Source organism: Serratia marcescens (assembly GCF_001902635.1).
Classification (GTDB): Bacteria; Pseudomonadota; Gammaproteobacteria; order Enterobacterales; family Enterobacteriaceae; genus Serratia; species Serratia marcescens_F.
This window is the reverse complement of sequence record NZ_MJAO01000022.1, coordinates 64865-76921: the sequence shown is the minus strand read 5'-3', so window position 1 is coordinate 76921 and position 12057 is coordinate 64865. Positions and strand designations below refer to the sequence as shown.

Sequence of the window (12057 nt, the reverse complement as noted above, 5' to 3'; positions counted from 1 at the left end):
GCCGGTTCAGAATGACAAGCGATAATATGCATTTTTTATCTGACCGCTCACTATTCATTCGTAACGTCTATTAAACCCGCTGTTTGATGGCTGCCGGCAGGTCCGCCAGGCTATTTAACACCCAATCGGCCAGCTTTTCGCCCTGCTCCGTCACCGGCTTGCCGGTACGCACCAGCACTTTGGTACCGACACCGGCCGCGATCGCCGCCTGCATGTCTTCCGGTTTATCGCCCACCATATAAGAAGCGGCCATATCGATGTTCAATTCCTGCTGCGCTTGCAGCAGCATGCCCGGCTGCGGTTTACGGCAGTCGCATACCTGACGATACTCTTCTACTACCGCTTCTGGATGATGCGGGCAGAAATAGATGCCGTCGAAGTCGACGTCGCGATCGGCCAGCGACCAGTCCATCCACTCGGTCAGGTACATAAACTGGTCTTCGCTGAACTTGCCGCGCGCAATGCCGGACTGGTTGGTCACCATCACCAACGCAAAGCCCATCTTTTTGAGTTCACGACAGGCGTCGATCACGCCGTCGATAAAGTGGAAGTTGTCGATTTCATGGACATAGCCATGGTCGACATTAATCGTACCGTCACGATCGAGAAAAATTGCTGGAACGCTTTGTGTCACCGCTTTGCTCCTGAGGGGCTGAATACGCTGACAGTATCGCATGTTTTACCCCCCACTGAGAACGTCGGAGAACGTCGTTGGACGTTGACTTAGACGTCTAGACGCCTTAACATCTGATCCATACCTTGGTTCCACGCCGAGGTTTACTTTTATCTAGCCACGGGCAACCACGCTAAAATAAGAAGAATATGATTAAACTTTCTAACATCACTAAAGTGTTCCAGCAGGGTTCGCGCACTATTACCGCGCTCTCTGACGTGACCCTTCACGTCCCTGCCGGGCAAATCTATGGCGTTATCGGGTCTTCCGGTGCCGGCAAAAGCACGCTGATCCGCTGCGCCAACATGCTGGAGCGCCCCACATCCGGCCAGGTCCTGGTCGATGGTCAGGATCTGACTTCGCTGTCTGAAAGCGAACTGACGCGCGCCCGTCGCCAAATCGGCATGATCTTCCAGCACTTCAACCTGCTCTCTTCCCGCACGGTGTTCGGCAACGTGGCGCTGCCGCTGGAGCTGGACAATACGCCGCGCGCCGAGATCAAACAGCGCGTGACCGAACTGCTGGAGCTGGTCGGCCTGGCGGACAAGCACGACGCCTACCCGGCCAACCTGTCCGGCGGCCAGAAACAGCGCGTGGCGATCGCCCGTGCGCTGGCCAGCAATCCCAAAGTGCTGCTGTGCGACGAAGCCACCAGCGCGCTGGATCCGGCCACCACCCGTTCCATCCTGGAGCTGTTGAAAGACATCAACCGTCGTCTGGGCCTGACCATTTTGCTGATCACCCATGAAATGGACGTGGTGAAACGCATCTGCGACCAGGTCGCGGTCATCAGCCAGGGGCAGCTGATCGAAAAAGACAGCGTCAGCGAAGTGTTCTCGCACCCGAAAACCCCGCTGGCCCAGCAGTTCATTCAGTCCACGCTGCATCTGGACATCCCAGATGACTACGCCGCGCGCCTGTCGCCGGAGCGTCAGGGCGACAGCCAGCCGCTGCTGCGTCTGGAGTTCACCGGCCAGTCGGTCGATGCGCCGCTGCTCTCTGAAGCCGCTCGCCGCTTCAACGTGAATAACAACATTATCAGCGCCCAGATGGATTATGCCGGCGGCGTGAAATTCGGCGTGATGCTGGCGGAGCTGCATGGCAGCGACGAAGACGCGCTGGCGACGATTAAGTTCCTGCAGGAAAATCAGGTGAAAGTAGAGGTTCTGGGTTATGTCTGAGGCAATGATGTGGTTGATGGCGCGCGGCGTGTGGGAAACCATCATGATGACCTTTGTCTCCGGCTTCTTCGGTTTCGTACTCGGTCTGCCGGTGGGCGTGCTGTTGTATGTCACCCGTCCAGGGCAGATCATCGCCAACAATTCGCTGTATAAAATCCTGTCCGGGCTGGTGAACATCTTCCGTTCCATCCCGTTCATTATCCTGCTGGTGTGGATGATTCCGTTTACCCGCATGATCGTCGGCACCTCGATCGGTCTGCAGGCGGCGATCGTGCCGTTGACCGTGGGCGCCGCACCGTTCATCGCGCGCATGGTGGAAAACGCCCTGCTGGAGATCCCGTCCGGCCTGGTGGAAGCGGCGCGCGCCATGGGCGCCACGCCGATGCAGATCGTCAAGAAAGTGTTGCTGCCGGAAGCCCTGCCGGGCCTGGTCAACGCCGCAACCATCACGTTGATCACCCTGGTAGGCTACTCCGCCATGGGCGGCGCGGTGGGCGCCGGCGGTCTGGGCCAAATCGGTTACCAATACGGCTACATCGGTTATAACGCCACAGTGATGAATACCGTATTAGTATTACTGGTAGTTTTGGTTTATCTGATTCAATTCTGCGGCGATCGCATCGTCAAAGCCGTTACCCATAAATAGTTTCACAGCATGTTAATGCGAGTCTAATGAGGAAGGGATATGTCGTTAAAATTTAAATCTGTCGCGGCAATTGGCGCTCTGATCGGCACTCTGGCTCTGGTGGGCTGCGGCCAGGATGAAAAGAATCCGAACCACATCAAGGTCGGCGTGATCGTCGGTGCTGAACAGCAAGTGGCTGAAGTGGCGCAGAAGGTGGCGAAAGAGAAATACGGCCTGGACGTTGAGCTGGTGACCTTCAACGATTACGTGCTGCCTAACGAAGCGCTGAGCAAGGGCGACATCGATCTGAACGCCTTCCAGCACAAGCCTTACCTGGATCAGCAAATTAAGGATCGCGGCTACAAGCTGGTGCCGGTCGGCAACACCTTTGTCTACCCGATCGCCGGTTACTCCAAGAAAATCAAATCGCTGGACGAGCTGAAAGACGGTTCGCAGATCGCGCTGCCTAACGATCCGACCAACCTGGGCCGTTCGCTGCTGCTGCTGCAGAAAGTCGGTCTGATCAAACTGAAAGACGGCGTCGGCCTGCTGCCGACCGTGCTGGACGTGACCGAAAACCCGAAAAACCTGAAGCTGGTTGAGCTGGAAGCGCCTCAGCTGCCACGCTCCCTGGACGATCAGCAGATCGCACTGGCGGTGATCAACACCACCTACGCCAGCCAGATCGGCCTGACGCCGGCGAAAGACGGCCTGTTCGTGGAAGATAAAGACTCACCTTACGTCAACATTCTCGTGGCCCGTGAAGATAACAAAGATGCGGAAAACGTGAAGAAATTCGTGCAGGCCTACCAGTCTGACGACGTTGACGCCGCCGCCAACAAAATCTTCAACGGCGGCGCGGTGAAAGGCTGGTAAGCGCTTATCCACCCATTTTATTCCTATAATTGCAAGACGGGCCAAGGCCCGTCTTGTTATTTCCGCCATAGATTGCTTCAATAGCGCCACTTTCATTAAGGCAGAGGAATCTCAATGCGTGTTTTACCTCTCTGTTTGTTAGCGCTCGCGCTGGCCGGATGTTCATCGCAACGTATCGCGCCGTCCTCAACAAGCAGCACCAGCAAGCCAACCGCTACCGCCCCGGCCAAAACCACGCCGGCCGCGCGCCCCGCACCGGTAAAACTGTACAAAAGTGCAGAAGAACTCGTGGGCAAGCCGTTCCGCGATCTGGGTGAAGTCTCTGGCGAATCGTGCCAAACCACCGTGCAAGACTCCCCGCCAAACCTGGCCACCGCCCGTAAACGCATGCAGATCCGCGCGTCTTACATGAAGGCCAACGCCGTGCTGCTGCACGACTGCCAGATTGTCAGCGGCGTCGCCGGTTGTTACCAACAGGCCGTTTGCCAGGGCTCGGCGCTTAACGTCTCGTCCAAATGACCGAATTCGTTTTCGAGCAGATCGGCGTGATCCGCTCGCCGTATAAAGAAAAATTCGCCGTTCCCCGCCAACCGGGGCTGGTCGAAGACGGCGGCGGCGAATTGCTGCTGCTACCGCCGTACAACCAGGCGGAAGCGGTGCGCGGCCTCAGCGATTTCAGCCATCTGTGGGTGATGTTCATTTTCCATCAAACCATGGAGGGCGGCTGGCGGCCGACGGTGCGCCCGCCACGCCTGGGCGGCAATGCCCGTATGGGCGTGTTTGCCACCCGCTCCACCTTCCGCCCCAACCCGCTCGGCATGTCCCTGATTGAACTGAAAGGCGTGCGGGTGAAAAACGGCGAAGTGGCGCTGGAGCTGGGGAGCCTCGATCTGGTCGACGGCACCCCGGTCGTGGACATCAAGCCGTATCTGCCGTTCGCCGAAAGCCAGCCGCAGGCCCGCGGTGGCTTTGCCCAGGCAGCCCCCACCGGCGATATGCCGGTGCGTTTCGCGCCGCAGGCGGAACAGCAGTTGCTGCAACATCAAGCGCGTTACCCGCAATTAAGGCGTTTTATCAGCCAGGTACTGGCGCAAGACCCCCGTCCCGCCTATCGTAAAGGAGAGGTCGTCGAACGGGATTACGCCGTCTGGCTGCTGGATTTCAACGTACGCTGGCGCGTCGTGGACGGTCACACCGAAGTGTTGGCGCTCGACCCGCGTTAAAATTCCGCCGCCTCTCTTTTGGCGACCCGCTCACGCTGGTAAACTAAATCACTTTTTGGCCGCCACTCTGGCGGCCCGATGCAATTTGCAGTTCTAACGGAACCAAAACACCATGCGTACTAGCCAATATCTGCTCTCCACACTGAAGGAGACACCTGCCGACGCCGAAGTGATCAGCCACCAGCTGATGCTGCGCGCCGGGATGATCCGCAAGCTGGCCTCCGGTCTTTACACCTGGTTGCCGACCGGCCTGCGCGTTCTGAAAAAGGTTGAAAACATCGTTCGCGAAGAAATGAACAATGCTAACGCGATTGAAGTTTCCATGCCGGTGGTTCAGCCTGCCGATCTGTGGCAGGAAAGCGGCCGTTGGGAGCAATACGGCCCAGAGCTGCTGCGCCTCGTCGACCGCGGCGACCGTCCGTTCGTGCTGGGCCCGACGCATGAAGAAGTGATCACCGATCTGATCCGCAACGAGATCAGCTCGTACAAGCAGCTGCCGCTGAACTTCTTCCAGATCCAGACCAAGTTCCGTGATGAAGTGCGCCCGCGTTTCGGCGTGATGCGTTCCCGTGAGTTCCTGATGAAGGATGCCTACTCCTTCCACACCTCACAGGCGTCTCTGCAGGAGACTTACGACGCGATGTACGAAGCGTACAGCAAAATCTTCAGCCGCATGGGCCTGGATTTCCGCCCGGTGCAGGCCGATACCGGCTCGATCGGTGGCAGCGCCTCGCACGAATTCCAGGTGCTGGCAGACAGCGGTGAAGACGATATCGTGTTCTCCACCGGCTCCGACTACGCCGCCAACATCGAGCTGGCGGAAGCGGTCGCGCCGGCTGCACCACGCGCAGCGGCCGGCGAAGAACTGCGTCTGGTGGATACGCCGAACGCCAAAACCATCGCCGAGCTGGTCGAGCAATTCCAACTGCCGGTGGAAAAAACCGTGAAGACGCTGATGGTGCACGCCACCGAAGAGAGCGGCCACAAGCTGGTCGCCCTGCTGGTGCGCGGCGATCACGAGCTGAACGAAATCAAGGCAGAGAAGCTGGCGCAGGTTGCCGCACCGCTGACCTTCGCCACCGAAGAAGAGATCCGCGCCATCGTCGGCGCCGGCCCGGGTTCACTCGGCCCGGTCAACCTGCCGATGCCGGTGGTTGCTGACCGCAGCGTGGCGGCGATGAGCGACTTTGGCGCCGGCGCCAACGTTGACGGTAAACACTACTTCGGCATCAACTGGGAGCGCGATCTGCCGCTGCCACAGGTGGCCGATATCCGTAACGTGGTGGAAGGCGATGCCAGCCCGGACGGTCAGGGCACGCTGCTGATCAAACGCGGCATCGAAGTGGGCCATATCTTCCAGCTCGGCACCAAGTACTCGGAAGCGATGAAAGCGACTGTGCAGGGTGAGGATGGCCGCAACCAGTTGCTGACCATGGGGTGCTACGGCATCGGGGTCACACGCGTCGTGGCCGCCGCCATCGAGCAGAACCATGACGAACGCGGCATCATCTGGCCGGACGCCATCGCGCCGTTCCAGGTGGCGATCCTGCCGATGAACATGCACAAATCGTTCCGCGTGCAGGCGCTGGCCGAAGAGCTGTACAGCACCCTGCGCTCCCACGGCATCGACGTGATCCTCGATGACCGCAAAGAGCGTCCGGGCGTCATGTTCGCGGATATGGAGCTGATCGGCGTGCCACACTCTATCGTTATCGGTGACCGTAACCTCGACAACGAAGAGATCGAGTACAAAAACCGCCGCGTCGGCGAGAAGCAAATGATCAAAACCGGCGAAATCGTTGATTTCCTGCTGGGCCAGATCAAACGCTAAGCGCCTAACGTCAGAAAATAAAAAACCCGCCTAGGCGGGTTTTTTTATATCCGAAATCGCTTACTTGCTGCTGCAGCTCTTGCTGCGATCGAACGCGATTTTACCGTCCGGCACCAGCGCCTTCTCGGTCAGGCCCTCTTCCATCGACGGCTGCACACTGAAGTGCGCGCTGAAGGTCAGGAATACCGGCTCGCCGGCGGTCTTGTAAGCTTTAGCGTAACCTTGCTCCAGCGCGATGTTGTTATCCACCGGGAAGGTTTTGCCGGTAGCGCAGTCCTTGAAGACGGCCGCATCCGCCATATAGGTGTAGCTGCCTTTCAACGTCATCGGCGTTTTAGGCAACGGCTTCTCAACCGGATCCAGGCGGTAATTCAGCTTGGACTCGATCGGCACGCCGCTGCGATCCAGCATTTCCAGGCTCTTGCCCACCGGGCGGAAGTAGCGTTTTTCACCGGTGCTGTCGGTCAGCACCAGCTTATCCGCAGTGCGCGCCCATTTGCCGTAGTCGGCAAAGGTCTGATCGCCGTCTTTGGTGCCGCGATAGGTTTCCTGCAGCACGAAGGTGCCATCCTCATCCAGGAACAGCGCCGTATCCAGACCGCCGCAATCGGCGCAAGGCAACACCCCTTGATAGCTCTGCGGCATCGGCTGCAGCGGTTGTTCCTTCGGTTGATAATGATTGTTGCATCCCAACAACGAGAGTGCGCCTGCCGCGAGGAACAGGGCTACCGTAATTTTCTTCACAGTTATTCTCCTACTGTGTTCATGTATTCCTAAGTGCGAACCTTGCCACGCAGCGCCTTGGTGGCGCCTTTACGCGCCTTGCCTTCCAGGCGACGCAGTTTGGCCCCTTTCGTGGGCTTGGTCGCCTTGCGCGTTTTTTCTACCACCATCGCCTGCCGAATCAGCGCGGCCAGTCTGGCCAACGCCGCTTCGCGATTCAATTCCTGGCTGCGGTACTCTTGCGCCTTGATAATCACCACGCCATCAGCGGTAATGAGATGATGATTCAGCGCCAGCAGCCTTTCCTTATAATACTCTGGCAGGCTGGATGCCCGGATGTCAAAGCGCAAATGGATCGCCGTTGAGGTTTTGTTCACGTGCTGGCCGCCCGCGCCCTGCGCGCGGATCGCCGTCAACTCCAGCTCATTATCCGGTATGGCTACGTTTCTTGACAGTTCCAGCACCGGTCACACCTGCGCCTGCTGCCACTCGGTGAACTGGATTTCCAGACTATTCTGAGCATCGGACAACCAAATCGTTCCCTCCTGCAGCGTCGCCTGCAGCGTCATGGTGCGGCTGGCCAGCGCCGTCAGGCGCGCCAACTGTTCGTCGTCGAGGAAGCGAACGCTCAGGTTCTTATAGCCGGCCACTTTGCTCTGCATCCCCTGCCACCAGACGTGTGCGGCGCGCTCGCCGTAAGCATACAGCACCACGCGCGGCGACTGATTACAGGCCTTGCGAATGCGTTTCTCGTCGGGCAAGCCCATTTCGATCCACATTTCCAGCCCGTTATGATCGTTACGCTGCCAGATTTCCGGCTCGTCGTCGGCGCTCAGCCCTTTGGTGAATACCAGCCGCTCATCGGCATGGCAGATCCAGGCCAGCAGGCGCAACATCATGCGTTGCTCGTTTTCAGACGGATGTTGCGCCAGCGTCAGCGCGGCGTCGTGGTAGAAGTGACGATCCATATCAGCGATATTGACCGCGGCTTTATAAATGGTTGCTTTCAGCGCCATGGGTGACCTCGTTATTATCCGGCGATAGTGTACTTGATCAGGCCCGAACGCCGCCAGCACGGCCCGGCCCGGCGCAGTGCGAAAGGCGTGTCAGGGTGCTGATAACTCCGTAACAGCTGTGCTATAGTCGTCTGGGATAGGATAAAACTCCGAGAGCCTGCGCCTCATCGCGAGAGCGGTCTTGATGACGCAGAGGTTCTTAAGGGAGGAAACTGTGCAACAATACTGTGAGTTAGTACGCCGTACTTACGCCGAGATCGGCAGTGGAGATCTTGGCTACGTGCCTGATGCGCTGGCTTGTGCGTTAAAGGCATTGGACGATGTCGCCGCGAACGACGCGCTACCGTCCTCCGTTAGGGAACAGGCGGCCTTTGCCGCCGCTAACTTATTGGTGAGCGACTATGTTGATGAATGATGAGTACCAACCCATCAATTGCGATGACTACGACAACCTGGAACTCGCCTGTCAGCATAAACTTATTCTGAAGCTGGAGTTACGCGACGGAGAAGTGATCGAGGCCAAGGCGATCGACCTGCTGCAAAAGAAACGCGTTGAGTATCTGACCATCGAACAGAACGGCCAGCAGCGCGACCTGCGTCTGGACCATATCAGCAGTTTCAGTCATCCGGAAATCGGTACCGTGGTCGTCAGCCTGTCGGACTGACCGCAGCGGTAACCCCATCCCAACAGGGCAGCCCAACGGCTGCCCTCGTCATTTAAGGCTTCAGGCTGGCGTAATAGGCCGCCAGATCGGCGATATCGTCATCCGACAACCCCGACACATAGGCCTTCATCACCTCGGCCTGCCCACCGTTGCGCTCCCCTTTCTTATACGCCTGCAACGCGTGCTGCAGATACATGGCGTTCTGCCCGGCCAGATTCGGGTACATCGGCACCGTCACCTTGCCCTGCGCACCATGGCACGCTGCACAGGCGGCGGCTTTCGCCTGGCCGGCGCCCGCATCCCCCGCCGCCAACGCCGGCAGGCTGAACAGGCCGGCGGCCAACAGCGTAATCCCCACAAACTTCATCATTGCTCCTCGCGATTATGATTTTTTTCCCAGTGCAGCCGCCACGGGCGTTCGCCGACCGGCACCTGCCCCGCCTCACAGACGAATGCGCCCAGCGCGGCGATCAGCTGCTCATCATAATAAATCAACGGGATGCGTTCACGCTGCCAGGGCGGAATACCCAGCTCCTGCCACAGTTTTTTTATCGGCCGCGAATGGGCGCGTCCCACGATGCGCACCGCCCCCTGCACGCCGCCGAAACGAATGCTGATCTGCTGGGACGGCTGCGGCGCACGCAGCGCCAACTCGCCCTCACCGGCGATCAGCTGCCCCAGACCGTCCGGCAGCGCCAGCGGCGCGTCTGGCTGCCAAGGCAGATGCACATCGCGCAGCGCCGCCAGCGGCGGCAACAGGTATAACCGGCCGCGGAAACGGCGAATCTGATAGGTGCCGAGCTGCAGCTGCGGTTCGGCATCCTCCCGGCTGAGCGCGATCTCCTCCCACAGGCGCTGCAACTGCTCACGCGCCGGCATGGCGACGTTAAACAACGCGATCCAGCGCCGCAGCAAGGCGAAACGCCGCACCGGCGAACAATCCGTCAGGCCGTCGATCGCCAATGAGCGATCCGCCGCCAACAGGTCTTGCAGCGGTTCCGCCAGCAGCTCGTCCAACAGTTGCTCCTGCTCCGCACACAGGCTAGCGCTACGCGCCACCGCCGAAGCAAAGTGCGGCCAGCGTTGGTTGAGCTGCGGCAAAACCTGCAAACGCAGGAAGTTGCGATCGAAGCGCGTGTCCTGATTACTGTCGTCATCTATCCAGGTTAAGGCGTGGCGTTGCGCGTAGCTTTCCAGCGTCTGACGCGAACAGCCCAACAGCGGCCGCAGCAACAGGTGCTCACCCAACGTCGCGCGCGCCGCCATCGCCGACAGCCCCGCCGGCCCGCTGCCGCGCTTGAGTGCCAACAGGAAGGTCTCGCTTTGATCGTCAAGGTGTTGGGCGGTGAGCAAGGTTTCCCCCTCCACCAAGGCGGCGCTGAAGGCGGCATAGCGCGCCGTGCGCGCTGCCGCTTCGATGCCGCCCTGGCGGGCGTCCACCTGCACATGCGTCACCGTTAGCGGGATCTGCCAGTCGGCGCAGCGGCTGCGGCAATGCTCGACCCAGCGGTCGGCGAAGGCGCTCAGGCCGTGATGCACGTGCAGCGCACGCAGCTGCAGCGCCGGGCGTTGACGGTGCAACACCGCCAGCACGTGCAGCAGTACGCTGGAATCCAGGCCGCCGCTGAACGCCACCAGCAACCGCTGCTGCGCGCCCAACTGGTCCGCCACCAGCGCCGTTAATTGTTCAGTATCCATCGGTAGGCTTTGTCACTTCTACATAGCTGCACGTTAACTCCGCCTACCGTCATCAATCAAGCATTAACCGTTCGGGCCTGGCGCCGCGTCAGCAGCCACCAACCGCCCAGCACGGCGATCACCGCCAGCGCACAGCCCGCCGCCCCCCAGCCGATTTGGGTGAAAATGCGGCCATACGCCTGTATCGCCGCCCCTTCGATATGCCCCTCCGCGGTCTGATTGGCGATAATGCCCGCCAGATAGTTAGCGATCGAACCGGTCGCCAGCATATAGATGCCGGTCAACACGCCGGTGGCGCCGGGGATATTCAGCCGGGTGATCTGCGCCATCGCCACCGGATCGATGAACAGTTCGGCGAAACCCATCACCGCCAGCCCCGCGACCATCAGCCCCATTGAACCCGGCCCGTGCAACCGCGTATTGAGCGCCATCAGCATAAAGCCGACGCCGATCAGCAGCAGGCCGAAGGCAAACTTGCACCAGATGCGCAGCGTGCGGTCGCCCGCGCCGTCGCCGCTCGCCAGCCATGCCAGCGCCACGCCGCCCAGCATTACCGCGCAGGCGTTAATCGACTGGAACAAGGCGGTCGGCACCGTCCAGCTAAACCAGCGCCGATCGACGAAATGATCGATGAACAGGCTGATAGAGCTGCCGCCCTGCTGGGCAAAGGCCCAGAACAGCGTGCCCAACAGCATCAGCACAATGATCTGCCACAACCCCCGGCGCTGTGCGGCGTCCGCGCGCAGCAGAATGCGCGCCACCAGCACCACCGCCGCCACGCACACCAGCCCGAGCAAATAACCGGCCCAGTCGCGCATAAACAGCAACGTGAAGAACAGCGGTGACGCCAGCAACGCCGCCAGCAACCACCCCCAGTGTGGCAGGCCCAGGCTTTTGGCGCGCATCAGCGGTGCGTTTACGCCGCGAGTGTGACGGAAGTGACGCCCGCCGAGCAGGAAAATCGCCAGGCCGGCAAACATGCCAATCCCGGCCAACGCAAAACCAACATGCCAGCCATAGCGCTCGGCCGCCAGACCGCAGGCGATCGGCGCCAAAATGGAGCCGACGTTGCCGGCGGCATACAACAGCGAGAAGCCTCCTTCACGGCGTGGATCCTGCGCCGGATACAGCTCGCCCAGCAGGCAGCTGATATTGGATTTGAACAGGCCATAGCCGCAGATGATGATCGCCAGCGCCAGATAGAGCGACTGGGCAGAGACCGCGCTCAGGCCGAGCACAATGTGGCCCAAAGTCATCAGCGCCGCACCGGCGATCACCGCGACGCGGTTGCCCAGCAGGCGGTCGGCGAGCCAGCCGCCCAAAATAGGAGTGACGTAAACTAACGAAGCGTAAGCGCTGTAGAGATCGATGGCGTGGCTGTCGGTATAGCCGAGTTGGTGGGTCAGATAGAGAATCAGTAACGCACGCATGCCGTAAAAGCTGAAATATTCCCAAATTTGTATGGCTACGACATAGTAGATTGCGCGCGGCTGTGAGGGTGTTTTCATGGTGGTCTCCCATCAGTCGGTGAACGACAAAGGGGAAG

The 12057-nt window shown here is 59.8% G+C and carries 15 protein-coding genes; 8 read left to right on the top strand and 7 right to left on the bottom strand.

All coding sequences use genetic code 11. The annotated features are described in order from the left end of the window. Positions 1 to 70: 70 nt before the first annotated feature. A complete protein-coding gene (gene gmhB, locus BHU62_RS19605) occupies positions 71 to 634 on the bottom strand; it encodes a D-glycero-beta-D-manno-heptose 1,7-bisphosphate 7-phosphatase (RefSeq protein ID WP_073533763.1) in 564 nt (187 codons plus the stop codon). Positions 635 to 822: 188 nt separating this feature from the next. Between gmhB and metN the strand changes: the two genes are divergently transcribed. The 6 genes from metN to proS all read left to right on the top strand — a co-directional run bounded on the left by metN (position 823) and on the right by proS (position 6409). Beyond that, positions 823 to 1854 (top strand): methionine ABC transporter ATP-binding protein MetN, encoded by a 1032-nt coding sequence (metN, locus tag BHU62_RS19600; RefSeq protein WP_073533762.1) that lies wholly within the window; start codon positions 823 to 825, stop codon positions 1852 to 1854. Then, a complete protein-coding gene (locus BHU62_RS19595) occupies positions 1847 to 2500 on the top strand; it encodes a methionine ABC transporter permease MetI (protein ID WP_073533761.1) in 654 nt (217 codons plus the stop codon). The genes metN and BHU62_RS19595 overlap by 8 nt, the downstream gene beginning before the upstream one ends. 39 nt (positions 2501 to 2539) lie before the next feature. After that, a complete protein-coding gene (locus tag BHU62_RS19590) occupies positions 2540 to 3355 on the top strand; it encodes a MetQ/NlpA family lipoprotein (RefSeq protein ID WP_073533759.1) in 816 nt (271 codons plus the stop codon). 114 nt (positions 3356 to 3469) lie between these two features. Further along, positions 3470 to 3874, top strand: coding sequence for an Rcs stress response system protein RcsF (gene rcsF, locus BHU62_RS19585; protein WP_073533757.1), 405 nt, complete (start codon positions 3470 to 3472; stop codon positions 3872 to 3874). Further along, positions 3871 to 4578: a tRNA (N6-threonylcarbamoyladenosine(37)-N6)-methyltransferase TrmO gene (tsaA, locus tag BHU62_RS19580; protein WP_073533754.1), complete on the top strand. Its 708-nt coding sequence runs from the start codon at positions 3871 to 3873 to the stop codon at positions 4576 to 4578. The genes rcsF and tsaA overlap by 4 nt, the downstream gene beginning before the upstream one ends. A 112-nt stretch (positions 4579 to 4690) precedes the next feature. Then, positions 4691 to 6409, top strand: a complete 1719-nt coding sequence (proS, locus tag BHU62_RS19575) for a proline--tRNA ligase (protein ID WP_073533752.1) — start codon at positions 4691 to 4693, stop codon at positions 6407 to 6409. A 60-nt stretch (positions 6410 to 6469) separates the two neighbouring features. Here the strand turns inward: proS and nlpE are convergent, their stop codons facing one another. From nlpE to BHU62_RS19560, 3 genes are read right to left on the bottom strand one after another with little or no spacing between them, the layout of a single operon-like run. Continuing rightward, positions 6470 to 7153: an envelope stress response activation lipoprotein NlpE gene (gene nlpE / locus BHU62_RS19570; RefSeq protein WP_073533750.1), complete on the bottom strand. Its 684-nt coding sequence runs from the start codon at positions 7151 to 7153 to the stop codon at positions 6470 to 6472. Between the two features lie 29 nt (positions 7154 to 7182). Next, positions 7183 to 7596 (bottom strand): alternative ribosome rescue aminoacyl-tRNA hydrolase ArfB, encoded by a 414-nt coding sequence (arfB, locus tag BHU62_RS19565; RefSeq protein WP_028127523.1) that lies wholly within the window; start codon positions 7594 to 7596, stop codon positions 7183 to 7185. Between the two features lie 3 nt (positions 7597 to 7599). Continuing rightward, positions 7600 to 8148: a YaeQ family protein gene (locus tag BHU62_RS19560; protein WP_073533747.1), complete on the bottom strand. Its 549-nt coding sequence runs from the start codon at positions 8146 to 8148 to the stop codon at positions 7600 to 7602. 214 nt (positions 8149 to 8362) lie between these two features. Between BHU62_RS19560 and BHU62_RS19555 the strand changes: the two genes are divergently transcribed. Further along, positions 8363 to 8563, top strand: a complete 201-nt coding sequence (locus BHU62_RS19555) for a YaeP family protein (RefSeq protein ID WP_004931993.1) — start codon at positions 8363 to 8365, stop codon at positions 8561 to 8563. Then, positions 8550 to 8813: a Rho-binding antiterminator gene (rof, locus tag BHU62_RS19550; RefSeq protein ID WP_004931991.1), complete on the top strand. Its 264-nt coding sequence runs from the start codon at positions 8550 to 8552 to the stop codon at positions 8811 to 8813. Before BHU62_RS19555 ends, rof begins: the two co-directional genes overlap by 14 nt. A 52-nt stretch (positions 8814 to 8865) precedes the next feature. Here rof and BHU62_RS19545 read toward each other — a convergent pair whose 3' ends face one another. Genes BHU62_RS19545 through dtpD form a run of 3 tightly spaced genes read right to left on the bottom strand, consistent with a single transcriptional unit; the run spans position 8866 to position 12019 of the window. Then, entirely contained in the window at positions 8866 to 9180 is a 315-nt protein-coding gene (locus BHU62_RS19545) for a c-type cytochrome (protein ID WP_073533744.1), read from the bottom strand. Beyond that, entirely contained in the window at positions 9180 to 10511 is a 1332-nt protein-coding gene (gene tilS / locus BHU62_RS19540) for a tRNA lysidine(34) synthetase TilS (protein WP_073533741.1), read from the bottom strand. The genes BHU62_RS19545 and tilS overlap by 1 nt, the downstream gene beginning before the upstream one ends. Before the next feature lie 56 nt (positions 10512 to 10567). Further along, positions 10568 to 12019 carry a dipeptide permease DtpD gene (dtpD, locus tag BHU62_RS19535; RefSeq protein ID WP_073533739.1) on the bottom strand — a complete coding sequence of 484 codons (1452 nt, stop codon included), beginning with the start codon at positions 12017 to 12019 and terminating at the stop codon, positions 10568 to 10570. Positions 12020 to 12057: the final 38 nt, after the last annotated feature.